We start from the raw sequence: 22745 nt of genomic DNA on the forward strand, positions 1-22745 counted from the left end.
GCCATGCCGGAACTCGAAAAATACGCCTTCAAGATGAAGCTCTTCGCCGGCAAAGAGGCAGAGTACAAACGGCGCCATGACGAGATATGGCCGGAACTGGTGGTGCTTCTCAGACGAGCGGGCATCAGCGATTATTCCATCCATCTCGACCCGGAAACCAGCATCCTGTTCGGCGTGCTGACTCGCCCGAAGAACCACGGCATGGCGGCTTTGCCAGACCATCCCGTGATGAAGAAATGGTGGGCGCATATGGCCGATATCATGGAGAGCAATCCCGATAATTCACCCATCGCAAAAGACCTGGTGACGGTGTTCCATCTGCCATGAGCGACAGCATCAAACCGGGCCGCGTCGCGGTCATCGATATCGGCAAGACAAACGCCAAGGTCGTCGTCATCGATACCGGCAGCGGAGAGGAAATTGCCGGGGAGAAGCGGACGAACCCCGTTCTTCGCCATGGCCCCTACCCGCATTACGATGTGGAGATGCTCTGGCGTTTCATTCTCTCCGCGCTTCAGCAATTTGGCCAGAAGCCCGGTTTCGACGCGATTTCCATCACCACCCATGGCGCTTCGGCAGCACTTCTCAATGGGAATGGCGATCTCGCCATGCCGGTGCTCGATTATGAACACGGCTATCCCGCAGCCATTCAGGAGGCCTATCGCCGCATCAGGCCCGATTTTGCCGAGACCGGCTCACCGCAGCTTCCCGTGGGACTGAACCTTGGCGCGCAAATCCATTTTCAGAAAGTGGCGTTCCCTGACGATTTTTCCAGAGTGCGCAGCATCGTCACCTATCCGCAATATTGGGCGGGGCGGCTGACTGGCGTTCAGGCGACGGAAACGACCTCACTCGGCTGCCATACGGATCTTTGGAACCCACGGCGAAAAAGTTTCTCCTCGCTGGTCGAGCACCTCGACATCGCACATTTGATGGCGCCGGTCCGCTCCGCTTTCGATGTGCTGGGAACGATCCCCCCATCGCTGGCGCAGGAAACCGATCTGCCTTCGGATATGCCGGTCTATTGCGGCATCCACGATTCCAACGCGTCGCTCCTGCCGCATCTACTGCGCCGGGACGGTGATTTTTCGGTCGTCTCCACCGGCACCTGGGTGGTGAATTTCGCCATCGGCGGCGTGGCGGACGTGCTCGATCCCACCCGTGACACCCTCTTGAATGTCGATGCTTTCGGCCGTCCCGTTCCTTCTTCCCGCTTCATGGGCGGCAGGGAATATGAAATGCTGGCGCAGCAATTCGGGGCAGCGGAAGACGGAGCGATTGACGCGGCTCTCGGCGGGGTGATTGCCAGAGGCATGATGCTGCTGCCGAGCGTCGTCAGCGGCTCCGGCCCATTTCCCGACAAGGCGGCGCGCTGGATCGCCGATGAAAATGCCACGGCCGCAGAACGGCACGCGGCGACATCGCTTTATCTCGCCCTGATGACGGAATGCAGCCTTTCGCTCATCGGGCGGAAAGGTCCGATCCTTGTGGAAGGCCCCTTCGCCAGCAACGCGCTTTATCTGAAGGCGCTGGCCGGCTTTGCAGGGACCGAAGTAACGGCGGTCGAAGGGTCTACCGGCACCAGCGCAGGCGCGGCCCTGCTTACCGGTATCAAACCGCTTGCCGGTCGCGAGCGTCATTTCGCTCCTGACGCCATTGAAGGACTTGGTTCCTACCGCGACGCTTGGAGGGCAAAGCTAGTCTGATGACATGAGGCGGGAAATACCTCCGTCTCCCACCTCCACACGCTCCGTCATCCTCGGGCTTGACCCGAGTATCCATTCTTCGTGTTTCTGTGAATCCTCGGGTCAAGCCCGAGGATGGCGTCGAATGCGAAGGACAGGTTGTGGACCGATCAAGAAATGCGGCCGACTATTCGGCCGCATTGCAATTTTGCAGAAGGATCAGCCCTTGATGAAGGCCAGAAGATCGGCGTTCAGCACATCGGCATTGACGGTGAGCATGCCGTGCGAGAAGCCGGGATAGGTCTTCAGCGTGCCGTTTTTCAACAGCTTCACCGATTTCAGGGCAGAGTCGGCGATCGGCACGATCTGGTCGTCTTCGCCGTGCAGCACCAGCGTCGGAACGCTGATATTCTTCAGGTCTTCGGTCTGGTCGGTTTCGGAGAAAGCCTTGATACCATCGTAATGGGCCTTTGCACCGCCCATCATGCCCTGCCGCCACCAGTTCTGGATCACACCTTCCTGAACCGTCGCGCCATCACGGTTGAAACCGTAGAAAGGACCGGCCGGCACATCGCGGAAGAACTGCGCACGGTTTGCGGCGAGCGCCGAGCGGAAGCCGTCAAAAACCTCCATCGGCAGGCCTTCCGGATTGGCCTCGGTCTTCAGCATCAGCGGCGGCACGGCGGAAACAAGAACCGCCTTGGCGACGCGGCCGGCGGGTTCGCCATGTTTTGCGACATAACGGGCCACTTCGCCACCGCCGGTGGAGTGGCCGATATGGACGGCGTTCTTCAGATCGAGAGCTTCGACGACCGCGAAGGCGTCGGCGGCGTAGCGATCCATATCGTGACCGTCAGCAACCTGGGCGGAACGGCCATGACCACGGCGGTCATGGGCGACGACGCGGAAACCCTTGGAAAGGAAAAACAGCATCTGCGCATCCCAGTCATCGGACGAGAGCGGCCAGCCATGGTGGAACATGATCGGCTGGGCATCCTTCGGGCCCCAGTCCTTGTAGAAGATTTCGGTTCCGTCTGTCGTCTTAACAAAGCCCATGATCGTTTCTCCTTCGGTTGCGTTGGCATCTCCGGTGCGGTCTGTTGTGCGCCGGTTTGATGGAGGGATGATGACGCAGGACAGCGGTTGCGACAATTGCAACAATAATTGGCAATGAATTGCTGTTTATGAAATTATCTTCTCGAGCCGCATACCAACTCCGGTACGCGCATCAACCCGCTCCGCGCCCTCATGCAAGGGAAAGAACGAGATGACGGGCGGACGGTTCCGTGAATTCGGCGCGGCCTATTCGGCCTCAGTCGACCTCGGGATCGTATTCCCTCGGGCTGTCGTCCTTCGAGAACAGGACACAGGGCCCGCGTGAACCGCGCGGATCATAGGCATATCCCTTGGCGGTCAGCGCCTGCATGATGTCGCGAACCCCGGCGAGACCGTAAAGATGGTCGTGCAGCTCCACGAATATCCGCTCCACGCCGGTCAGATCGGCCCTGCCGAGCAGATCGCGTTCCGCGCCCTCAATATCCATGACGAGCGCGGTAATGCCCCGGCTGGCGATAAATTCATCGATATTGGCCGAGGAGATTTCGATGCGCTTTTCATAAGGCCCCTGATTTTCGTCCATGGACGACATCCAGAGATCCCTGCGGACGTAAAAAGGATAGGAGCTCGGCTCGTCGGCGGTGAGAAGCCCCTGTGAAAACACGACATTGCCACGACAATTGGCCTTGATTACCCGTTCTGCCAGCGCCGCCGTGGAGGGGTTGGCCTCGAAGGCCCAGACGGAAACATCCTCAATGCCAGCGATGATCGACGTGATGATCCCGATACCCGATCCCAGCTCCAGAACCCGATCACCGGGCCTGATGGCTTTCAGGACGCTGCGAGCCTCTTTCGCCTCATAGCTGCCGTCGGTCAGCGCCTGCCAGATGACGGGCGACACCTCATCGGAAGAGAGGGGAAGGGCAACTCCATGCACGTCCAGTATTTCCATGTCTCAAGCCTTTTCGCAAAACCCGGCCGCATCGTCGGAATGATCCGATATCGACCGGGAATGCTCTACAGCATCGGAGCGGCAACCGGTATCGGTTTTCGCAAGCAACACTATGACGTGGTAAAAATTCAAGATACGGCCGCCGGCAAACGGGCCCCTCTCAAACGGAACTCCAGGCCACGAGTTCCTTGGCCGGCAATGGTCGGCTGATCAGATATCCCTGAACCTGATCGCATCCCAGACGCCTCACGCATTCATATTGCTCTTCCGTCTCGATGCCTTCCGCAATCGTCGTCATCCGCAGGCTGCGTCCCACACCCACCACGAATTCCACGATCGCCAGCGCGTCGCGGTCGCTGGTGATATCGCGCAGGAACGAGCGGTCGATCTTGATCTTGTCGAAGGGCACACCGCGCAAATTGGCGAGCGAGGAATAACCGGTGCCAAAATCATCCATGGCGATCTGGATGCCGACGGCCTTCAGCCGCGACAGCGTGTTGATCGTTTGGTCGCTCTTGTTGAGCAGGATCGATTCGGTGATTTCAAGCTCGAGCCGGCTTGGCTCCAGCCCGCTTTTCTCAAGCGCGCCCATGACGTTCTGGATGAGAGTGGTGCTGTGGAACTGAACCGGCGAAAGATTGACCGCCACCTTCATGTCTTCGTCCCATCGCATGGCCTCGCGGCAGGCGGTCTCCATCACCCATTTTCCGAGCGAATGGATAAGACCGGTTCTTTCCGCCACGGGAATGAACACGCTGGGCGGCACATCGCCGCGCACGGGATGTTTCCAGCGCAGCAGTGCCTCGAAGCCGCAAAGCTTGCGTGTCTGCGTCGCGACCTGCGGCTGGTAATAAACCTCCATCTCGTCGTTCTGCAACGCGGTCTGCAGATCGGCCTCGAAGGATTTCTTCTCGGTCAGCTGCTTCTGCATGCGGACCTTGAACACACTCGCCCGACCCGGGCCGATGGCTTTCGCTTCATAAAGCGCCAGGTCCGCACGCTTGAACAATTCATCCGCATCGACAGCCCCATGCGATATGGCAATGCCGACGCAGGTGCCGATTTTGACCTCCTGTTCACCCAACTGGTAGGTGCGGCTGATCTGGTCGATAAGCTTGGTGGCCAGCCGACGGGCGGCATCTTCGTTCAGGTCGTCGGAAACGACGGCAAATTCGTCGCCACCCAGACGGCAGACCATGTCATAATCGCCGCCAATGGCCGAAAGGCGCTGTGCCACGGCCTGAAGTAGCGCATCGCCCGCATCATGGCCGAGCGTATCGTTGACGTCCTTGAACCCGTCGAGATCGAGCAGGAGAATGGCTGTCGTTCCCGTGCCGCCGAAGGATCGGCGCAACCTCTCGATCAGTTCCTGCCGGAACAGCGCGCGGTTCGGCAGCCCCGTCAGCGCGTCGTGATAGGCATCGTGCTCGAGCCGGACATTCTTCGCCTGCAATTCCAGCGTGGCGGCGCGCAGATCGTCCGTCAGGCCGCGCATGCTTTTCTGCGCGCGGTTCAGGAGATCGTTCTGGCGAAGCAGCAATATGACAAGCGCGATACCGCACAGGATCAGGCCGCCCGCCAGCGCGGTATAAACGATGTGCAGCTTGCGCACATCCTCATGGGCCGTATCGATCAGATTGACGTCATAAGCGACGGAGGACGAGGCAAGCGTCGTCATCGGCGCATCGAGCGCGCTCATCGCCGACAGCAGATCGGGCACCTCGGCCGGAGTGAGGCTGTTCACATCCTGCTCCAGGCGCGCCAGAACGGCATCGAGGCGGGTTACGAGATCCCGCCATTGCGGCTTTTCATTGATGAAAGCGCCCAGATTGCCCTGCTTCAGAAGCTCAAGGCGACTCAGCATGATGTCCAGACGCAGTTGCAACTCATCCCGGTCGATCTTGCCGGGACTGAGCGCAAAGACGGCCAGCTTGTTCTGGAGACGCAGATATTCGGCTACGGTCTGGCTGACGGCCCAGGAATCATTGTAGCGGGCAAATTTCTGCAGAGCGGTCTGCCGCTCGGCAATGACGAAAGCGATATAGCCCGTTGCCAGGACGAAGCAACAGATGATCACCGCCACAAGTTTTCGCAAACGGCACCTTTATTCCACTATCAGTTTGGCAACTTGCCATGCGGACCGCGAATAATAGGTCTGCTTCTGCAGCTCCGGATCGCTGTCATAGGGATAAATGACGAACAACGGGCCTTTTTCGCGAACTGTCATGTAGTTGCCATCCAGCTTGATCGCCAGAATAACGTTAAATTTCTTAAAATCTTCAATCGGTATCGTACTGACATAATCGTTAAGAGCGACTGCCGTGACGCTCGTGCCCTTTGCGCCGACGATATCCATCAATTTCGCCAGCGAAACGCCATCGAAACGGACACGGCCATCATGCCAGGGTGTCGTGGTTTCCACCGTCTCCATGCCGAGCGCCTCCAGCATGTCGCGATCAAACTGCACGGCACCGTCGGCATTCGTATTGGTGATGTTTCCGGATATGGTTAATATCGGTTTTCCTTGCGGTTTGGCAATTTCCGCGGCCCCGGCACAGGAAAGCCACACGAGCGACAAGAACGCACTGAGAAGTACCCGGGCGAAACTCATACTTTTTCTCCATCGATAACGTTCAGGTCGAGGGTTTTCGCCAACCTTTAAAGGTTAAGGGAACCGACACCAGCAATATATATCAGGAATGGATGTTATATCCTCACTGAGATTTTATCCGTATTTTCTCTAGGTTTTGAGTAAACCCTTTGGATAATTTTTCCGTCTTATTGTATTTTTTCGGGCCACACGTCCCGTTATGACGCAAGCGACAAGCGCCGGAGCCCCCTCCCGGTAATTCGTCAGATGCGACAACGGCCGAATTGTGGCGAGAGCCTTTCACCGTCCCGCAGGTTCATCTGATTCGCGTAAGGCAGCCGCGCATGCGCCGTTCCATCTCCGCACCAGATTGAAATGACGAATGACAAATTCCGCGTCACAGAAAAATCATGACGTTTGCCGGAGCACACGGTTGAAACATACCGCCCGGACCTTAATATAAAGGCTGTCGTTTCCGTTTCCGGCAATTCCAGAAGCCTCTTGCCGGAAATGCCCAGACACATGTTCCGCGCAGCGAAAGCCGCAATGCCGGATATCGTCCGGCCAGGAAAATTCTGTTCACGTCTCCGGGCCGGACGGCATTTCGCCGTATCGGCCGCATCATGAAGGTAGCCCCTATGCACACCTATCCCGACATCAAACTTCTCATTGATGGCGAATGGCGAGACGCCGTTTCCGGCAAGACGATCGCCGTGTCCGATCCGGCAACCGACGAGATCATCGGTGCGATTGCCCATGCCGGGAAGGAAGACCTCGATCTGGCGCTTGCCGCCGCCGAGCGCGGTTTCAGGCTGTGGCGCGATACCTCTCCCTTCGAGCGTTCGAAGATCATGCGCAAGGCGGCGGATATCCTGCGCGATCGCAAGGACAGGATCGCCTATATGATGACCCGCGAGCAGGGCAAGCCGCTGGCGCAATCGGGCACCGAAATCATGGGCGCTGCCGACACCATCGACTGGTTCGCCGAAGAGGCCCGCCGCACCTACGGGCAGGTTATTCCGGCGCGCGCGACCGGCGTGTCGCAGTTGGCCATCAAGCTGCCGGTCGGTCCCGTCGCGGCATTCACGCCGTGGAATTTCCCGATCAATCAGATCGTCCGTAAGCTTTCCGCAGCGCTTGCCACCGGCTGCTCCATTATCGTCAAGGCGCCGGAAGAAACGCCGGCATCGCCTGCGGAACTGATCCGCGCCTTTGTGGATGCGGGCGTGCCGGCTGGCGTCATCGGTCTCGTTTATGGCGTTCCATCCGAGATTTCGGAATATCTGATCCCGCATCCGGTCATCCGCAAGATATCCTTCACCGGCTCCACCCCCATCGGCAAACATCTGGCGGCGCTGGCTGGCAAGCACATGAAGCGCGCCACGATGGAGCTCGGCGGCCATGCGCCGGTCATGATCTTCGACGACGCCGATATCGACAAGGCGATCGAAGTCACCTCGCTTGCCAAATTCCGCAATGCCGGCCAGGTCTGCGTCGCCCCCACCCGCTTCCTCGTGCAGGACGGCGTGGCCGACCGCTTCCTCGAAGGTTTCGTGGAAGCGACGAAGGCCATCAAGGTCGGCAACGGGCTGGAAGAGGGCGTCATCATGGGCCCGCTCGCCAATGAGCGCCGCATTCCCGCACTGGAAGGCCTCATCAACGACGCGGTTTCCCATGGCGGCGAATTGAAGACCGGCGGTCGCCGCATCGGCAACAAGGGTAACTTCTTCGAGCCGACGGTTCTCGCCAATGTGCCGACGTCAGCCAAAATCATGAATGACGAGCCCTTCGGCCCGGTCGCGATCATCAACCGCTTCTCGAGCTTCGACGATGCGGTTGCCGAAGCGAACCGCCTGCCCTTCGGCCTCGCATCCTATGCCTTCACCGGCTCGGTCAAGACCGCGCATGCACTCGGCCATCAGGTCGAGGCCGGCATGCTGACCATCAACCATAACGGCCTTGCTCTCCCCGAAGTCCCCTTCGGCGGCATCAAGGATTCCGGTTACGGCACGGAAGGCGGTTCGGAAGCGGTTCAGGCCTATCTGGAGACCAAATTCGTCAGCCAGATGAGCTGAGTTGGCCTTGAAATTTCTTCTCCCCGCCGGGGAGAAGATGCCCGAAGGGCAGATGAGGGGGCGAGCTCTCCGTATATCTTTGCCGTTGCCCCTCATCCCGCTGCCGCGACCTTCTCCCCGGCGGGGAGAAGGAGGCAAGGTGCATTCGCTCGATTCATCCTCACCTCCGAAAGCTGCGCAGTCTTCCCTTGCCCCCGGGCTCACCCTGCCTTATAAAAGAACAAAAAGTGAACTTCGAGGGGCGATATGAGCGATACGGCGGCACCGGCATTGAAGGAAATCTTCAACCGCGAAAAACTGCGGCATATCGCCGATGAGACCAAGGCCGTTCATCCGTCCTTTGACGTTTCCGCCTTCATGGCGCTCGCCACCGCCAATCTGGAAGCGCTGGGCATCATGCAGCGCATGCGGCAGGTGGCCACGAGCCTGCACGCCACACTTCCCGGCGACTATGCCCGCAACATCGAGATCCTGACCGCCGCAGCGCCGGGCATCGGCAACGGTTTCGCCTCCATTTCGCTGCCGGAATATGTGGCCCTCTACGGTCTCGATGATTTCGATCTTTCCTTGCGGGCCCTGTCCTATTTCACCCGTTTCGGTTCATCGGAATTCGCCATCCGGCATTTCCTGCAAAAGGATATGGCCCGCACCCTTGCCGTGATGGAAACATGGTCAAGGCACGAAAACGAGCATGTGCGGCGGCTGGCGAGCGAAGGCTGCCGGCCGCGCCTGCCATGGTCGTTCCAGCTCAAACCCCTGATCGACGATCCGTCACCAGTGACCGCAATCCTCGACGCGATGAAAACCGATGAAGCGCTTTATGTGCGCAAATCCGTCGCCAATCATCTGAACGACATCACCAAGGATAACCCCGCCTTCGTGCTGGCGCTCATCGATGCATGGCCGAAGGACAATCCGCATACGCGCTGGATCACCCGGCAGGCCCTGCGCACATTGATCAAGAAGGGCGATGCCGCAGCGCTTGCCCATCTCGGCGCACATGCGGAAGCGGAAATTGCGCTTGCGACATTTCAGATCACGCCAGACAAGGTGGCTCTCGGCAACCCCGTTCGGATTTCGGCCTCTTTTACCTCGACGGCGAAACGCCCGCAGAAGCTGGTGATCGACTACGCCGTGCACTACGTGAAGAAGAGCGGCGATGCCTCCGCGAAAGTCTTCAAGTGGAAAGAGATCGAGCTTCAGCCCGGTGAGACATGCGCGCTGTCAATCAGCCGCGCCATACGAGATTTCACCACCCGCAAGCACTATGCCGGCCTTCACAGGGTCGACCTGATGATCAATGGCAGGCTGGTGGCGGAAAGCGCCTTCGAACTTCTGATCTGAATCCGGCGAGCGCCCTGCCGCGCTTCACGCGGCCGGGAAAATCTTTGCCCGCCGAATGATGACGGAACCGCGGTCTCCCGCAGCGACATCGTTTTCCGGCGGCACGTCGAATTCCAGGAGATCGCCGCCATCGGTGCTGGCAATCACCCGGCGTTCGCCCGCACGGTCGAGAACCCGCGCCACCGAGGCGGGAATGCCCTCATGCAAATCTTCCCATTCAAGATCGCCGGGGCGGGCATAGATATCCACCGCGCCGTCGCCTTGTGCGTAGGAGAAAGGCAGTTCGTTATCGCCGACATAGACCTTGCCGCCACGCGCCACGCCGGACACCCGGTTGGCATCGCCCAGAAAGCGCATGACGAAGGCGCTGTTCGGCTGGCGGCAGACGTCCTTCGGCGTACCCTGCTGCACGATCTCACCCTGATTGAGGATGACGACACGGTCGGCAAGATCGAGCGCCTCTTCCTGGTCATGCGTCACAAAAATCGTGGTGATGCCCAGAGAATCGTGAATTTCCCGCAGCCAGCGACGCAGATCGCGGCGGACATTGGCGTCCAGCGCCCCGAAAGGCTCATCGAGCAGAAGCACCTTGGGATCGACCGAAAGCGCACGCGCCAGCGCCACGCGCTGTCGCTGGCCGCCGGAAATCTGTGCCGGGAAACGGTCGCCCAGACCATCGAGCTTCACCAGCCGCAGAAGCTCCTCGACGCGGGCGTCAATCGCCGCCCTGTCGCGCTTCACTTTCGAGACCTTCATGCCGAAGGCGATGTTTTGATGCAGGGTCATATGCGGGAAAAGCGCATAATGCTGGAATACGAAGCCGACGCCGCGATCGCGCACCGGAATATTGGTGGCGTCCTCGTCGCCGAAAAAGATGCGGCCGCCGTCGCTATATTCGAGACCGGCGACCATGCGCAAAATCGTGGTCTTGCCGGAACCCGAGGGTCCGAGCAGGGCCAGAAGCTCGCCGCTTTCGATATCCAGCGAAACGTCGCGCACGGCGCGGAACGTATCGAAGGTCTTCACCACATTTTCGAGGCGGATTTTCATGGGAATCAGGTCTCCGTGGCGATGGCGGCATCGCCGTTGGTCTTTTTGGCCCCGCGCCCGGCGCCGCGCCGTTCCAGCGCCACCTTGGCGATGATGGTAACGACGGCGAGAGTAGCGAGGATCGAGGCCGAGGCGAAGGCGCCAGCCGTCTGGTAATCGTGATAAAGCAGCTCGATATGCAGCGGCAGCGTGTTGGTCTGGCCGCGAATATTACCCGACACCACCGATACGGCACCGAACTCACCCATCACGCGGGCATTGCACAGCACGACACCGTAAAGCAGCGCCCATTTGATGTTCGGCAAGGTCACCGAAAAGAAGGTACGCCAGCCGGATGCGCCGAGCGAGGTCGCCGCCTCTTCCAGATCGCGGCCCTGCGCCTGCATCAGCGGGATAAGCTCGCGCGCCACGAAAGGTGCTGTGACGAACATCGAGGCGATGACGATGCCGGGAAGCGCAAAAAGTATCTTGATATCATGCGCATCAAGGAACGGGCCGAAAAGCCCCTGCAGGCCGTAAACGAAGAGATAGGCCACACCGGCAACGATCGGCGAGATCGAGAAAGGTATTTCGATCAGCACCAGCAGAAAGCGTCGGCCGGGGAAGTCGAACTTGGTGATCGCCCATGCGGCCGCGACACCAAAGGCCGTATTGACCGGCACGGCGATCAGCGCCGTCAGCACCGTCAGCATGATGGCGTGCCGGGTATCGGGATGGGTGATGGTGGCGGAATAGGCCTTCCAGCCTTGCGAAAACGCCTCGACGCCGATGATGATAAGCGGCGCCACGACCAACAGGGCGCCGATGACCAATACAAAGGCGATCAGGCTGCGGCGAACGAGAGGCGCATCGCCGACGCGTGGCGGCTTGCGGTGTGAAGAAACGACGCTCATCTCTTAACCCCTCACCGTATAACGAAGCGCGCGCGCCTGCAGATAATTGGTCACCGCCAGCATCACGAAGGCAGTGATGAGCAGCACGGAGGCGATGGCGGCGGCCGCCTGATAATCATATTCCTCCAGCCGGATGAAGATCAGCAGCGCGGTGATCTCCGTCGAAAACGGCTGGTTGCCGGCGATGAAGATGATCGCTCCGAATTCGCCGAGGCTACGGGCGAAGGAGAGCGACAGACCGGCGAGCAACGCCGGCGTCAGCAATGGCAGGATGACCTTTCGGAAGATTTCGAGATCGGAGCCACCAAGCGACTGCGCCGCTTCCTCCAGCGCCGGGTCGAGATCTTCCAGCACCGGCTGCACGGTGCGCACGATGAAGGGCAGGCTGGTAAAGGCCATCGCCACCATGATTCCAACGGGCGTATAGGCCACCTTGATGCCGAATTGGGAAAGTACCGAGCCGAACCAGCCATTGCCCGCAAACAGCGTCGTCAGCGCGATGCCGGCAACGGCGGTGGGCAGCGCGAACGGCAGGTCGACGATGGCGTCGACGATGCGCCAGCCCGGAAAGCGGTAACGCGTCAGCACCCAGGCGAGCGCCAGCCCGAAAATGACGTTGAATAGTGTCGCGGCCAAGGCGCAGAGCACGGTAACGCGATAACTGGCGACGGCGCGGGGCGAGGAAATGATCGACCAATATTCGACAGGGCCGAGGCTTGCCGCCTTGAACACCAGCGCCGAAAGCGGCAGGAGCACGATGATGGCGACATAAGTCAGGGTAACGCCGAGCGACAATTTCAGCCCCGGCAGAACATTCCGCTTCAAACCCCGCCCCCATTCATCAAAAAGCGACCCGGCGGTTTCCCGCCGGGTCTTTTACCTGTTGCGTATCGCTGTGATTAACGGCTGCCGTAAAGCGTATCAAGCGTCGCGCCGGATGCAAAATGCTCTTTCTGGATTTTATCCCAGCCGCCGAAGACATCATCGACGTTGACAAGGCGAATGGCCGGGAACTTGTCCTTGAACTCGCCGACGACCTTTTCATTATGGACGCGGTGGCCGAATTCGGCAGCGATGCGCTGGCCTTCCTCGGTATAGAGAAAGTCGAGATAGCTCTTCGCCAGATCGCGCGAACCGCGCTTGTCGACGACCTTGTCCACCACGGCCACCGGGAATTCAGCGAGCAGGCTGACGGAGGGCACCACGCCTTCCACCTTGTCTGCGCCATATTGCTTGGCGATGCCGCGGGTCTCGGCTTCGAAGGTGATCAGCACGTCGCCGATTTCACGCTCCACGAAAGTGGTGGTGGCGGCACGGCCTCCGGTGTCGAACACGGGGGTGTTGTCGAAGATCTTCTTGACGAATGCCTGGACCTTCGCCTCATCGCCGTTGAACTTCTCCTTGGCGTAAGCCGTGGCGGCGAGATAGGTGTAACGGGCATTACCCGAGGTCTTCGGATTGGGGAAGACGATCTTCACGTCGTCGCGGGCCAGATCGTCCCAGTCCTTGATACCCTTGGGATTGCCGGCGCGCACGAGGAAGGACGGGAAGGAATAGAAGGGCGATGCATCATTCGCAAAATCCTTCTTCCAGTCGGCGGAAACGAAGCCCTGCTTCACCAGAAAATCGACGTCGGTGACCTGGTTGAAGGTGACGACATCAGCTTCCAGACCCTCGACGATGGCGCGCGCCTGCTTGGAGGTGCCGGCATGCGACTGGTCGACGGTGACGCCCGGATGCAGCTTGATGAACGCCTCGTTCTCGGCCGCGAAGACTTCACGGGCGACATCGTAGGATGCGTTGAGAATGGTGGTCGGAGACTGCGCCTGCGCCGCACCTGCAAAAAGAGAGGCAATGGCAGTACCGATAATGAGAAGACGTTTCATGAATACCCCCGGCAATTCGAATGGTGCTCAACATAACGGGCGGCAGCAACAGCGACGAGAAACAGGCGTGCTTTGCGCAGGCATCGATTGGAAATTTCGCCTAATTAATTCAAGCCTGAAAGGCGATGATTTCATATGAAGCGGGAAGCCGGATTTCTTTTGCGCCAGCCTTTCAGGCAAGCTCGGCGGGAAAGACGACATTCGCGGCATCCCGCAGCCCTCATTCCTGGGCTCGTCACAGAGATGAGGGAGGAGATTAGCGGACTACTGGTATACGCTGATCAAAGACGATGCTCGGGAAACAGATTGCCGGAATGCGCGACAAGGTAAGGCGCCAGGTCTTCCTCGCTCACCTCTTCCAGCCGGGCAGGCCGCCAGCGGGGGTTGCGGTCCTTGTCGACCAGAGCCGCACGCACGCCTTCGTAAAAATCGTGCCGCCGCAATATCTCCGTGCCGGCGGCAAATTCCCTTTCGAGGCATTCAATGAGACTTGCGCTTTCCCGGCCGAGGCGCAGCAGCTTCAGGGTCAGTTTCAGGCTGGTGGGGGAGCGTTTTTGCAGAACCTCGAGGGTCTCGCGCGAAAACGCATCGTGACGCGCCGCAAGTGCAGCGAAAATTTCCTCGACCCTGTCAAAACGGAACGTCGCATCGATGACATCCCGATTTTTGGATAAAACGCCTTCACCGGGCTCAACCGCGCGCGCCGTGATCGCCGTCTCGATGCTGTCTGTATCCGCCGCCTGTGACAAATCCTGGATTAGCCCGTCGAAGCGGTCCGAAGGAACGAGATGATCGGCAAAGTCGGCATAAATCGCATCCGCAGCATTGACGGCGTTGCCCGTCAACCCGAGCCAGGTGCCGCATTCGCCGGGCGCTCTCGGTAAAAGCCAGGACCCGCCAACATCGGGGAAATAACCGATACCCGTTTCCGGCATGGCGAGCCGCGTGCGTTCGGTGACGATGCGGTGGCTGCCATGGGCGGAAATACCGACGCCGCCGCCCATGACGATGCCGTCCATCAGCGCAACATAGGGCTTGCTGTAATGGGCGATGCGATAGTTGAGCGGAAATTCTTCCCGCCAGAAATCAAGCACCTGAGGATCACCCGCCTTGCCGAGATCATGAATGATGCGGACATCGCCGCCGGCGCAAAGCCCTCTATCGCCTTCTCCGGTCAGCACCACACAGGAAACGTCGGGCTCCTCCTCGAAACGCTGAAGCGCCTGAAACAGACCGCGCACCATCGACAACGTCAGGCTGTTGATGGCCTTCGGGCGATTGAGGCGAATGATGCCTGCCCCTCCCCGTTTTTCGACGATCACCTGCGCATCCGTTTCCGTTCTCTGTTCCAAGACCGCCTCCTCCGCTGCCATTTATCCGGCCATCTTGGCCGCCCCGGCGCGTTCACGCAACGTTGATCTTGTCTTTCGGGAACGTCTTTCGCTCAAACCGCTTTAACGGGCAGAAAATGCCAGAAATCCGTTTTCGCAATGCAGCATGTTTGCTTGACGCCCGGAAAATCATGGCATGTAATGGGCTCTGGAAATGCCGGCATTGATTCCTGTCGAGCGTGTGCCGGACCAAGCGGAATGTCGCCTTCTCAAAGGCGCTGTAAACAGCAACGGGAGACGAGCATGCAGGTTTCGGAACACGAATGGATCAGTAAACGGGCCTATACACTCTGGGAAAAGGAAGGCCATCCCCATGGGCGTGACGCGCACCATTGGGAGCAGGCCAAGCATGAATTTTCGCTGCTGAAGACATCGGAAGCGACGAAACCCGCGACGCGCAAGAAGGCCACTCCCAAGGCCGCTGCTGCCGAAACCGCACCGGATGCGGAAGCGCCGGCAAAACCCAAGAGCCGTGCCCGCAAGGCTGCCGCCGCGAAATAAAGACCCCGAGAAGGTAAGCGGAAGCCATAAATGAAAAAGCCCGACGATCTCGCCGGGCTTTGTCTGTTTAGCGCGGGTCACAACCCTTTTCGCTGATCCGGCAGTCATCCCCGCGATTTCCCGCGTCAGGCGCACGGCGCTGTTCATCCCACTGGCGGCGCTCGGAGCGACGCTGGCCGTCATCCTCGTTCCGCTGGACATCGCGATTACGATCCCGATTTTCGTCTTCCCAGCGACGCCGGTCGTCATCGCGACGCGGTCTGTCCTGATTTCTGTCACCCTGGTTCCAGTCGCCGTAACGACGTTCCCAGCGGCCATCGTTCGGGCCGCCGCCCTGGCGAGGGTCACGCCACTCGTCCCGGCGTCCGTCACGCCATTCGTCACGCGGACGCGGGCGATCCCAGTCGGCGCGGGGCGGCGGAGGCGGGGCGTTCCAGTAACCGCCAGACGGCGGCGGACGACGCCAGCGGTCGCGCTCGCGGTAGAAGTCACGGTCGCGATAATAACGGTCCCAATAACGGCCGACTTCGAAGGTGATCACCGGCACGCCGAGATCGCGGTAATAACGCGGTTCGACATAGACCCGGTTCTGCCGGTAGGTCGTGGCGATGTATCGCCCGGCAACCCAGCCGCGACCGCCCACGAAAGAGACATCGCACCAGGGCGTGTCCGACAGGCAGCCGTGGACGGTGAGCGGCGCGCCATTCGGAATCACCACGACGGCCGGATAAGCCGTGCTCGGGCCGGAGCGCATATTCACATTCGCGGTGGCGAAACCGCGCGTCGCAGCTTCGGCAAGAGCCGGCGCAGCGAGCATGGCCACCAGCGCTATTGCGCCAAACAGTTTGTTCTTCACTTCTTTCTCCTCAAGCAAAGGCCCGCTTTGCCCTTGTCGGCATCCATCTCTTCGATGGACGAGCATGTGTTGGCATAAAGCCACGATCGGAAAATACGCGTCCGTCGATGAACGCAGCATGAAACAAATAAGGCGCCCCATCAGTTCCACCTGCGGCAATCAGCGCCCGACAATTTGCCGGCGGAATGGACCGCCGGTCTTGACTTCGGGGGGCAATCATCCGACTTCAGTGCAACGGCAATATGGAGCAGAACCATGAGCGAAACCGCACAGACGACCGTCGACCAGAGCGAAGTGGATCGCTTCTCCGCGATGGCTGCGGAATGGTGGAGCCCGACCGGCAAGTTTCGCCCGCTGCACAAGTTCAATCCGGTGCGGCTCGAATATATCCGCAACCGCATCTGCGACAATTTCGGCCGCGACCCGAAGGCGCACCGCCCGCTGGAAGGGCTGCGCATATTGGATATTGGCTGCGGCGGCGGCCTTCTCTCCGAACCCGTTGCACGCATGGGCGCCGATGTGGTGGGCGCCGATCCTTCGGAAAAGAATATCGGCATCGCCTCCACCCATGCCCGCGAAAGCGGGGTCAGCGTCGACTACCGCGCCGTGACCGCCGAACAGTTGCAGGAAGCCGGCGAAACCTTCGACGTCATCCTCAACATGGAGGTGGTGGAGCATGTGGCCAATGTCGATCTGTTCGTCACCACCTGTGCGAAAATGGTGCGCCCCGGCGGGCTGATGTTCGCCGCCACCATCAACCGCACGCTCAAAGCCCGGGCGCTGGCGATCTTCGCCGCCGAAAACGTGCTGCGCTGGCTGCCGCGCGGCACACACCAATATGAAAAGCTCGTTCGCCCGGAAGAACTCGAGCGGCCGCTGGTGGCAAGCGGCATGGATATCATCCACCGCACCGGCGTCTTCTATAACGTGCTGCAGGATCGCTGGAATCTCTCGCCGGACATGGACGTCAACTATATGATGCTGGCGAAACGTCCGGCGCAGGGGTAACGCCGGGCACTCTGTGAGTGATGTCGTTCTAAGGAAATTCAGTTGACGTCGTCGGGCAGCACCGGCAGCGGCGCGATCTCGATACCCTCGTCCAGCAGGGCCTTGGCTTCCTGCGCCGAGGCGTTACCGATGATGCCGCGCTCATCCGCCTCGCCATAGTGGATCTTGCGGGCTTCCTCCGGAAATTTATCGCCGACATCTTCGGCATTGGAGCGGATATTGGCGACGGCCTCGCGGATTTTTGCCAGCGCCTCTTTTCTGGCGGCATCCATGGCCAGCGTCTGGCGCTCGTCTTTCCTGCGGGCGGTGGAAACCGAAGGTGCCATCAACAGCTTGGAAACCTGCACGGAATTGCAGACCGGGCAGGACAGCAAACCGCGCTGCAACTGATTGTCGAAATCGTCGCTACCGGCAAACCAGCCTTCGAACTCATGGCCCTTTTCACAGGACAGCGCATAACGGATCACGCCGCTTCACCTCCGGCAGGTTTCAGGGGAATAACCGTGTCCAGACCAAACTCGCGGGCATTACGAAGATTGGGAATCTTGCCACGCGCAGCCGCCACCAGCGCCGTGTCGATCTCGGCGAAGATGATTTCTTCTCCAGCGCCGCCGGCAACGGCCAGAACCTTGCCCCATGGGTCGATGATGATGGAATGGCCGAAGGTCTCGCGCCCGTCCTCATGCACGCCGGCCTGAGCCGCGGCAATGACGAAAGCGCCATTTTCGATGGCGCGGGCACGCAACAGGATTTCCCAATGCGCCTCCCCCGTCTGCCGGGTGAAAGCCGCCGGAACGGTCAGAACCTCGGCACCCGCCAGCGCTTCCGCACGGAAAAGCTGCGGGAAACGGACGTCATAGCAGATCGCGAAGCCGAATTTCGCCAGCGGCAGTTCGGCGATACGCGCCACTTCGCCGGGTTGATAAGCAGCGCTTTCACGCCAGCTTTCGCCATTGTCGAGATCGACATCGAACATATGGATCTTGTCATAGCTGCAGATGCGCGAACCGTCAGGCGCGAAGAGAAAACCGCGATTGGCGATCTTGCCATCCGGACGGGCAATGGCCGTGGAGCCGACATGGACATGAATGCCGAGTTCGCGGGCGAGACGGGCGGCCGTCGCAACGATGATATCGCCATCGTCATCGCGCAGTTGCGCACGCAGCGCCTGCCTGTCCTTCTGGATCGCACCCGTCATTTCCGGGGTCTGCACATAAACGGCGCCTTCGGCTGCAGCCGCACACACCAGCCGTTCCATATCGGCGGCGTTTTTTGCCGGATCGACGCCGGAGCGCATCTGAATGGCGGCAGCCTTGAAACTCATCACTTCCTCCGTCAATCAAGCCGATCAGGCGGCCAGCAGCGCGTCCAGTTTACCGGCACGCTCCAGCGCGTGCAGATCGTCGCAACCGCCCACATGCTGGCCGTTGATGAAGATTTGCGGGAACGTCGTTCCGCCGGATTTTTCGATCATTTCCTGCCGGTATTCCGGCGTCGTCGTGGCGTTATATTCGGCGTAATCCACGCCCTTGCTGTCCAGCAGCGCCTTGGCGCGCGCGCAATAACCACAAAAATCCCGCGTATAGATCGTCACCGGTGCCATGTTTTCAAAGCCCTCGCAAACGTGCGGTAAAACGCACGATAAAGTCATGTCATTCAGGTTTCATATAGGGCCGGAAATGGCCATTGCAAAGGTCAAAACCGTCACATCCGCGGCACCGGCCCTGCGCAGGGCGCGGCTTGCCGCACCCACCGTCGCGCCGGTGGTATAGACGTCGTCCACCAGTACCACGCGCTTGCCATGGACATCGGTTTCACGGCCGGGCGCAAGCGCAAAAGCACCGCGCACATTGTCCCGCCGGGCCAGCGCGGAAAGCCCCACCTGCCGCTCGGTCGGCTTCACGCGCAGCAGCGTTCCGGCAGCCAAGGGCTTGCCGGAGGCCTTGGCGAGATGCCGCGCCAGCTCGGCGGATTGATTGAAGCGGCGACGCAGGAAACGTCGACGATGCAATGGAACGGGCACGATGCAATCACAGGCATTCACCGTTCCGTCACTTGCCCTCAGCATCCACAGCGCCATCAGGCGGGCGAGATCGGTCCGGTCCTGATATTTCAGCCGGTGCACGAGCTTGCGGGCGGTTCCCTCATGGCTTGCGACGGCGCGCAGGCGGTCAAAAGGCGGCGGTTCGGCAATCGCCTGTGCGCTCACGAAACCGTCGCCGTGATCCCGCGCGAAAGGAATGCCCAGAACCTCGCAAAAAGGGCGGTCGATAAAGGCGATATCCCGCCAGCAATCCGCACATAAGGCGCCCTCGCCGCCGGTCATGCGGGCGCAGCCCGCGCAGCTTGGCGGGTAAACCATACGGAAGATCGCACGCCACATGTGGCCTGCCGCCGCCGGCACGGCCGCGGACTTCGACAGCAACCCCGAAAACAGACTTTCACCAGCACCCATGAGGTTGACTTTACCGCCGAACGGGTGCCTTTGCGAGAGCGATATGTTCCGGCGCGATACCGGAAATGATGCCCGAAGCGGCATGACAGCAACATACGGCCCGCCGATCCCGAAGGCGTCTGAGGCCGAGCAGGCAAGACGATGGATATTCTCTTTGACCAGGCCCTGATCGAACAAAATCGCCACCGGGCATGGACCCGGCGCGACGACAAGGCCCTGTTTCTTCTCGATATGGCGGCCGAAGAGCTTGCTGACCGGCTTGCCATCGTGGAGCGCAAGTTCGAGACCGCGATCGAACTGCATGGCGGAACGGGCGTCACCGCCCGTCGGCTTGCGGAGACCGGCAAGGTGGATACCATTCGCCGTATCGAAACGGAGAGCTGTTTTGCAACGGATGCGAATATTCCCGAGGCCGCGTCCATGGAGCATCTGCCGATTGAGGAGGCCTCCGCCAATCTCATCGTGTCACCGCTTGCCCTGCATCTGACCAACGACACGCCCGGCGCGCTGATCCAGATCCGCCGGGCATTAAAGCCGGACGGGCTGTTTCTCGGCGCCATTCCCGGCAGCGGCACCCTGCAGGAACTGCGCGACGTGCTGCTGACCGCCGAGGCGGAACTGACCGGCGGTGCCAGCCCGCGTGTCATTCCCTTCGCCGATGTGCGCGATGTCGGCGCGCTTTTGCAGCGTGCCGGTTTTGCGCTCCCTGTGACCGATGCGGAAAGCTACACGGTGCGTTACGATTCGATTTTCCCGCTGATGCGCGACCTGCGTGCCATGGGCATGGCCAATCCGCTGGCAAGCCGCAGCAGAAAACCCCTCAACCGCGCCTTTTTCCTGCGCGCGGCAGAGCTTTACGCCGAGCGCTATTCCGACCCCGACGGCCGGATAAGGGCGACATTTTCCATCATTTATGTGTCAGGCTGGGCGCCGCACGAAAGCCAGCAGAAACCGCTGAAACCCGGCTCCGCCAAGGTGCGTCTTGCCGATGCCCTGAAGACGACCGAGGTGAAGCTGCCCTGAATAACCGGTTCAGGCCATCAGCTCGTCGGAAAAGCGTCAATGATGAACTGAAACACGGCACCGATATTGGTGCCGATGTTGCCGAGGCCAGCGATGAGCGCCGCGGAAATCAGACCTGCGATCAGGCCATATTCAATCGCTGTCGCACCGTCTTCATTTTTGCAAAAATTGATAAAAAAATGCAGCACAGGATATTCCCCATCCACCATCCGGTGCGTTGCGACAACCGGCATGCGCCCTTTTGAAATCAGCTCTATCCTAGGTCGGCGAGGTGAGGAATCCGTTACCTTTGATGGTAAACGATCAGCAACCGCTCTCGTTGCTATAACCCGTGACCACGCAGGGCATTTCCGGCATCGGCTGGGTGACGCTGCGGCGGATGGAATAGGTCTTGCCGACATCGGTCTTCTTGATGGAGCCCGTGCTGATCATGTCGTAATTATCGGGAAACTGCGCCACCCGCGTGGAGGATTTTCCGGCAAGCATGGGGGTGACGATCAGCGAGAGCGCGATAACCGCCGTGCCGAAAAGCAGCGCCACATTGAGCACGCCGGTGCGACGGGATTTGTCGGAATACAAGTGACGACCTTCCACCGTCTTCCAGAAATCCTCGTTCATGACCAACCTCGTCTCGCGCAGTTTACCGCTTCTTTAGCTTAACAATCTGCCAGAGGGTGCTGAACGATCTCTTAACGAAGCCCCGTTTTGGCACGGTAAAGCACTGGATGAGAGGCGTTTTCACGAAGCTGTGACGGGATAAGGCAGGAGGGCCGTAGCGGCCCGTCGGTTCTACAGCAAATCCTGGAGGAAGGGGATGAGCGGCTCATCGGCCGGCGGCATGGGATAATCACGTAGCGCCTGGGGTTTGACCCATTTCAGCGCCTGTCCTTCGCGGCCATGGGCAATGCCTTCATAACGGCGGCACACATAAAGCGGCATCAGGAGGTGAAAGGTCTCATAGGTGTGGCTGGCAAATGTCAGCGGTGCGAGACAGGCGACCTTGGTTTTGACGCCCAATTCCTCGTCCAGTTCACGGACAAGGGTTTCCTCCGGCGTTTCGCCATGCTCCACCTTGCCACCGGGAAATTCCCAAAGGCCGGCAAGCGACTTGCCTTCCGGCCGCTGCGCCAGAAGAATGCGGCCATCCTGATCGAGAAGCGCGCAGGCGGCGACCAGCAGGATTTTTTTGCCAGCCTCGCTCATTCGCCTGAACCCTTCCGCCAGTAGCGATAACGATAAGCCTCGGAGAAGCCGAATTTTTCATAAAGCGCGATCGCCGGCGTATTGGTGGAGACCACCTGCAGCCAGGCGGTTTTGGCGCCGCTGATTCTGGCCCAACGCAGGGCCGACGAAAGAACCTGCGTACCGAGACCCTTTTTGCGCTGCGACTTTTCGACATCAAGCGAGATGATGCCGGCAAGATCATTATCCTGCACGCAGATCACGGTGGCGAGCGGGTTACCCTCCACTTCCTCGTTGATGAAGAGGCCGAGCGTCGGCTTGATGGAACTGACGATTTCCGCGATTGCCGGACGCAGGGCCGGATCGCCGTCGCTGACCTTGATGCTCGCCTCGACAAACCGGCCGATATCATGGCTCGGCAGGCTGACCAGCGTTTCCGGCAGTTCCATGCCGGAGAGATCGGCCGTCATGACCATGACCTCTTCGAACACGGACCAGCCGTCATTCACCAGAAAATCCCTGAGTTGCGGCGGCATCAGTGTCGTTTCGCGCACCACCAGCGGGCGGCCGAAATCCTCGAAACGCTTGCGCGCCTTTTCCAACCGCACTGCGCAGTTTCCGTAATCGGAGGGATCGAGCGGCACCACGCAGTTGATGCGCTTGGAGGGATGCGAGCCCGTCAGGCGGATCTGCCAGCTACCGTCATAAATTACCGACGAGGCGGGCCATGCCCGGAAGCTGACGGCTTCCAGACGGCGAACCAGCGGCAGATTGACGGCCTTGTTGTCCTGCATTCTC

The 22745-nt window shown here is 60.0% G+C and carries 25 protein-coding genes; 7 read left to right on the plus strand and 18 right to left on the minus strand.

Annotated features, from left to right (window positions below; all coding sequences use genetic code 11):
* Positions 1 to 3 precede the first annotated feature (3 nt).
* Both rhaM and ACIQUH_RS05145 read left to right on the plus strand, forming a co-directional pair.
* Positions 4 to 327 (plus strand): L-rhamnose mutarotase, encoded by a 324-nt coding sequence (rhaM, locus tag ACIQUH_RS05140; protein WP_400812941.1) that lies wholly within the window; start codon positions 4 to 6, stop codon positions 325 to 327.
* Positions 324 to 1706, plus strand: a complete 1383-nt coding sequence (locus ACIQUH_RS05145) for an FGGY-family carbohydrate kinase (RefSeq protein WP_400812942.1) — start codon at positions 324 to 326, stop codon at positions 1704 to 1706. Before rhaM ends, ACIQUH_RS05145 begins: the two co-directional genes overlap by 4 nt.
* Positions 1707 to 1904: 198 nt before the next feature.
* On the opposite strand, the gene ACIQUH_RS05150 is transcribed toward ACIQUH_RS05145, so the two are convergent.
* The 4 genes from ACIQUH_RS05150 to ACIQUH_RS05165 form a co-directional block, all read right to left on the minus strand.
* Complete coding sequence (locus tag ACIQUH_RS05150; protein ID WP_400812943.1) at positions 1905 to 2741, minus strand: alpha/beta fold hydrolase; 837 nt, start codon at positions 2739 to 2741, stop codon at positions 1905 to 1907.
* A 256-nt stretch (positions 2742 to 2997) separates the two neighbouring features.
* Positions 2998 to 3693: an FkbM family methyltransferase gene (locus tag ACIQUH_RS05155; RefSeq protein ID WP_400812944.1), complete on the minus strand. Its 696-nt coding sequence runs from the start codon at positions 3691 to 3693 to the stop codon at positions 2998 to 3000.
* A 160-nt stretch (positions 3694 to 3853) separates the two neighbouring features.
* Positions 3854 to 5788, minus strand: a complete 1935-nt coding sequence (locus tag ACIQUH_RS05160) for a putative bifunctional diguanylate cyclase/phosphodiesterase (RefSeq protein ID WP_400812945.1) — start codon at positions 5786 to 5788, stop codon at positions 3854 to 3856.
* A 9-nt stretch (positions 5789 to 5797) separates the two neighbouring features.
* A complete protein-coding gene (locus ACIQUH_RS05165; protein ID WP_400812946.1) occupies positions 5798 to 6304 on the minus strand; it encodes a molybdopterin-dependent oxidoreductase in 507 nt (168 codons plus the stop codon).
* 617 nt (positions 6305 to 6921) lie between these two features.
* Between ACIQUH_RS05165 and ACIQUH_RS05170 the strand changes: the two genes are divergently transcribed.
* Positions 6922 to 8358, plus strand: a complete 1437-nt coding sequence (locus tag ACIQUH_RS05170; protein ID WP_400813017.1) for an NAD-dependent succinate-semialdehyde dehydrogenase — start codon at positions 6922 to 6924, stop codon at positions 8356 to 8358.
* A 246-nt stretch (positions 8359 to 8604) separates the two neighbouring features.
* Positions 8605 to 9702 carry a DNA alkylation repair protein gene (locus ACIQUH_RS05175; RefSeq protein WP_400812947.1) on the plus strand — a complete coding sequence of 366 codons (1098 nt, stop codon included), beginning with the start codon at positions 8605 to 8607 and terminating at the stop codon, positions 9700 to 9702.
* A gap of 24 nt (positions 9703 to 9726) precedes the next feature.
* On the opposite strand, the gene ACIQUH_RS05180 is transcribed toward ACIQUH_RS05175, so the two are convergent.
* The 5 genes from ACIQUH_RS05180 to ACIQUH_RS05200 form a co-directional block, all read right to left on the minus strand.
* Positions 9727 to 10752, minus strand: coding sequence for a sulfate/molybdate ABC transporter ATP-binding protein (locus tag ACIQUH_RS05180; RefSeq protein ID WP_400812948.1), 1026 nt, complete (start codon positions 10750 to 10752; stop codon positions 9727 to 9729).
* A gap of 5 nt (positions 10753 to 10757) precedes the next feature.
* Positions 10758 to 11645 (minus strand): sulfate ABC transporter permease subunit CysW, encoded by an 888-nt coding sequence (cysW, locus tag ACIQUH_RS05185; protein WP_400812949.1) that lies wholly within the window; start codon positions 11643 to 11645, stop codon positions 10758 to 10760.
* A gap of 3 nt (positions 11646 to 11648) precedes the next feature.
* On the minus strand, positions 11649 to 12470 hold the full coding sequence (cysT, locus tag ACIQUH_RS05190) for a sulfate ABC transporter permease subunit CysT (RefSeq protein WP_400812950.1): 822 nt from the start codon (positions 12468 to 12470) through the stop codon (positions 11649 to 11651).
* A 74-nt stretch (positions 12471 to 12544) separates the two neighbouring features.
* Positions 12545 to 13531, minus strand: coding sequence for a thiosulfate ABC transporter substrate-binding protein CysP (gene cysP, locus ACIQUH_RS05195; RefSeq protein WP_400812951.1), 987 nt, complete (start codon positions 13529 to 13531; stop codon positions 12545 to 12547).
* A gap of 281 nt (positions 13532 to 13812) precedes the next feature.
* Positions 13813 to 14904, minus strand: coding sequence for an enoyl-CoA hydratase/isomerase family protein (locus ACIQUH_RS05200; RefSeq protein WP_400812952.1), 1092 nt, complete (start codon positions 14902 to 14904; stop codon positions 13813 to 13815).
* A gap of 261 nt (positions 14905 to 15165) precedes the next feature.
* Between ACIQUH_RS05200 and ACIQUH_RS05205 the strand changes: the two genes are divergently transcribed.
* Positions 15166 to 15423 carry a DUF2934 domain-containing protein gene (locus ACIQUH_RS05205; RefSeq protein ID WP_400812953.1) on the plus strand — a complete coding sequence of 86 codons (258 nt, stop codon included), beginning with the start codon at positions 15166 to 15168 and terminating at the stop codon, positions 15421 to 15423.
* 67 nt (positions 15424 to 15490) lie between these two features.
* Here the strand turns inward: ACIQUH_RS05205 and ACIQUH_RS05210 are convergent, their stop codons facing one another.
* A complete protein-coding gene (locus ACIQUH_RS05210; protein WP_400812954.1) occupies positions 15491 to 16279 on the minus strand; it encodes an SH3 domain-containing protein in 789 nt (262 codons plus the stop codon).
* Positions 16280 to 16534: 255 nt separating this feature from the next.
* Here ACIQUH_RS05210 and ubiG point away from each other — a divergent pair, with 255 nt between their 5' ends.
* Positions 16535 to 17287 (plus strand): bifunctional 2-polyprenyl-6-hydroxyphenol methylase/3-demethylubiquinol 3-O-methyltransferase UbiG, encoded by a 753-nt coding sequence (ubiG, locus tag ACIQUH_RS05215; protein ID WP_174036939.1) that lies wholly within the window; start codon positions 16535 to 16537, stop codon positions 17285 to 17287.
* Positions 17288 to 17325: 38 nt separating this feature from the next.
* On the opposite strand, the gene ACIQUH_RS05220 is transcribed toward ubiG, so the two are convergent.
* The 4 genes from ACIQUH_RS05220 to ACIQUH_RS05235 are packed head-to-tail and all read right to left on the minus strand — an operon-like array spanning position 17326 to position 19742.
* Complete coding sequence (locus ACIQUH_RS05220; RefSeq protein WP_400812955.1) at positions 17326 to 17754, minus strand: DUF1178 family protein; 429 nt, start codon at positions 17752 to 17754, stop codon at positions 17326 to 17328.
* Positions 17751 to 18611, minus strand: coding sequence for a carbon-nitrogen hydrolase family protein (locus tag ACIQUH_RS05225; RefSeq protein WP_400812956.1), 861 nt, complete (start codon positions 18609 to 18611; stop codon positions 17751 to 17753). Before ACIQUH_RS05225 ends, ACIQUH_RS05220 begins: the two co-directional genes overlap by 4 nt.
* A 24-nt stretch (positions 18612 to 18635) precedes the next feature.
* Entirely contained in the window at positions 18636 to 18890 is a 255-nt protein-coding gene (gene grxC, locus ACIQUH_RS05230) for a glutaredoxin 3 (RefSeq protein ID WP_003522552.1), read from the minus strand.
* A 60-nt stretch (positions 18891 to 18950) separates the two neighbouring features.
* Positions 18951 to 19742 carry a ComF family protein gene (locus tag ACIQUH_RS05235; RefSeq protein ID WP_400812957.1) on the minus strand — a complete coding sequence of 264 codons (792 nt, stop codon included), beginning with the start codon at positions 19740 to 19742 and terminating at the stop codon, positions 18951 to 18953.
* A gap of 141 nt (positions 19743 to 19883) precedes the next feature.
* Here ACIQUH_RS05235 and ACIQUH_RS05240 point away from each other — a divergent pair, with 141 nt between their 5' ends.
* Positions 19884 to 20765, plus strand: a complete 882-nt coding sequence (locus ACIQUH_RS05240; protein WP_400812958.1) for a methyltransferase domain-containing protein — start codon at positions 19884 to 19886, stop codon at positions 20763 to 20765.
* A 17-nt stretch (positions 20766 to 20782) separates the two neighbouring features.
* Here the strand turns inward: ACIQUH_RS05240 and ACIQUH_RS05245 are convergent, their stop codons facing one another.
* From ACIQUH_RS05245 to ACIQUH_RS05260, 4 genes are all read right to left on the minus strand, one after another.
* Positions 20783 to 20998: a Flp family type IVb pilin gene (locus ACIQUH_RS05245; protein ID WP_400812959.1), complete on the minus strand. Its 216-nt coding sequence runs from the start codon at positions 20996 to 20998 to the stop codon at positions 20783 to 20785.
* 70 nt (positions 20999 to 21068) lie between these two features.
* The gene (locus tag ACIQUH_RS05250; RefSeq protein ID WP_400812960.1) at positions 21069 to 21383 is read right to left on the minus strand and encodes a hypothetical protein; all 315 of its coding nucleotides are present in this window, start codon (positions 21381 to 21383) and stop codon (positions 21069 to 21071) included.
* A 171-nt stretch (positions 21384 to 21554) separates the two neighbouring features.
* Positions 21555 to 21968 carry an 8-oxo-dGTP diphosphatase MutT gene (mutT, locus tag ACIQUH_RS05255; protein ID WP_269342567.1) on the minus strand — a complete coding sequence of 138 codons (414 nt, stop codon included), beginning with the start codon at positions 21966 to 21968 and terminating at the stop codon, positions 21555 to 21557.
* A complete protein-coding gene (locus ACIQUH_RS05260; RefSeq protein ID WP_400812961.1) occupies positions 21965 to 22741 on the minus strand; it encodes a GNAT family N-acetyltransferase in 777 nt (258 codons plus the stop codon). Before ACIQUH_RS05260 ends, mutT begins: the two co-directional genes overlap by 4 nt.
* Between the last annotated feature and the right edge of the window lie 4 nt (positions 22742 to 22745).

This window comes from Agrobacterium sp. NPDC090283 (assembly GCF_044769685.1).
Taxonomy (GTDB): Bacteria; Pseudomonadota; Alphaproteobacteria; order Rhizobiales; family Rhizobiaceae; genus Agrobacterium.

Excerpts from the sequence above, each read along its gene's own strand:
- rhaM (WP_400812941.1), top strand. The coding sequence starts at position 4 with ATGCCGGAACTCGAAAAATACGCCTTCAAGATGAAGCTCTTCGCCGGC.
- ACIQUH_RS05145 (WP_400812942.1), top strand. The coding sequence starts at position 324 with ATGAGCGACAGCATCAAACCGGGCCGCGTCGCGGTCATCGATATCGGC.
- ACIQUH_RS05150 (WP_400812943.1), bottom strand. The coding sequence starts at position 2,741 with ATGGGCTTTGTTAAGACGACAGACGGAACCGAAATCTTCTACAAGGAC.
- ACIQUH_RS05155 (WP_400812944.1), bottom strand. The coding sequence starts at position 3,693 with ATGGAAATACTGGACGTGCATGGAGTTGCCCTTCCCCTCTCTTCCGAT.
- ACIQUH_RS05165 (WP_400812946.1), bottom strand. The coding sequence starts at position 6,304 with ATGAGTTTCGCCCGGGTACTTCTCAGTGCGTTCTTGTCGCTCGTGTGG.
- ACIQUH_RS05170 (WP_400813017.1), top strand. The coding sequence starts at position 6,922 with ATGCACACCTATCCCGACATCAAACTTCTCATTGATGGCGAATGGCGA.
- ACIQUH_RS05175 (WP_400812947.1), top strand. The coding sequence starts at position 8,605 with ATGAGCGATACGGCGGCACCGGCATTGAAGGAAATCTTCAACCGCGAA.
- ACIQUH_RS05180 (WP_400812948.1), bottom strand. The coding sequence starts at position 10,752 with ATGAAAATCCGCCTCGAAAATGTGGTGAAGACCTTCGATACGTTCCGC.
- cysW (WP_400812949.1), bottom strand. The coding sequence starts at position 11,645 with ATGAGCGTCGTTTCTTCACACCGCAAGCCGCCACGCGTCGGCGATGCG.
- cysP (WP_400812951.1), bottom strand. The coding sequence starts at position 13,531 with ATGAAACGTCTTCTCATTATCGGTACTGCCATTGCCTCTCTTTTTGCA.
- ACIQUH_RS05200 (WP_400812952.1), bottom strand. The coding sequence starts at position 14,904 with ATGGCAGCGGAGGAGGCGGTCTTGGAACAGAGAACGGAAACGGATGCG.
- ACIQUH_RS05205 (WP_400812953.1), top strand. The coding sequence starts at position 15,166 with ATGCAGGTTTCGGAACACGAATGGATCAGTAAACGGGCCTATACACTC.
- ubiG (WP_174036939.1), top strand. The coding sequence starts at position 16,535 with ATGAGCGAAACCGCACAGACGACCGTCGACCAGAGCGAAGTGGATCGC.
- ACIQUH_RS05225 (WP_400812956.1), bottom strand. The coding sequence starts at position 18,611 with ATGAGTTTCAAGGCTGCCGCCATTCAGATGCGCTCCGGCGTCGATCCG.
- grxC (WP_003522552.1), bottom strand. The coding sequence starts at position 18,890 with ATGGCACCGGTGACGATCTATACGCGGGATTTTTGTGGTTATTGCGCG.
- ACIQUH_RS05235 (WP_400812957.1), bottom strand. The coding sequence starts at position 19,742 with ATGGGTGCTGGTGAAAGTCTGTTTTCGGGGTTGCTGTCGAAGTCCGCG.
- ACIQUH_RS05240 (WP_400812958.1), top strand. The coding sequence starts at position 19,884 with ATGGATATTCTCTTTGACCAGGCCCTGATCGAACAAAATCGCCACCGG.
- ACIQUH_RS05245 (WP_400812959.1), bottom strand. The coding sequence starts at position 20,998 with ATGCCGGTTGTCGCAACGCACCGGATGGTGGATGGGGAATATCCTGTG.
- ACIQUH_RS05250 (WP_400812960.1), bottom strand. The coding sequence starts at position 21,383 with ATGAACGAGGATTTCTGGAAGACGGTGGAAGGTCGTCACTTGTATTCC.
- mutT (WP_269342567.1), bottom strand. The coding sequence starts at position 21,968 with ATGAGCGAGGCTGGCAAAAAAATCCTGCTGGTCGCCGCCTGCGCGCTT.
- ACIQUH_RS05260 (WP_400812961.1), bottom strand. The coding sequence starts at position 22,741 with ATGCAGGACAACAAGGCCGTCAATCTGCCGCTGGTTCGCCGTCTGGAA.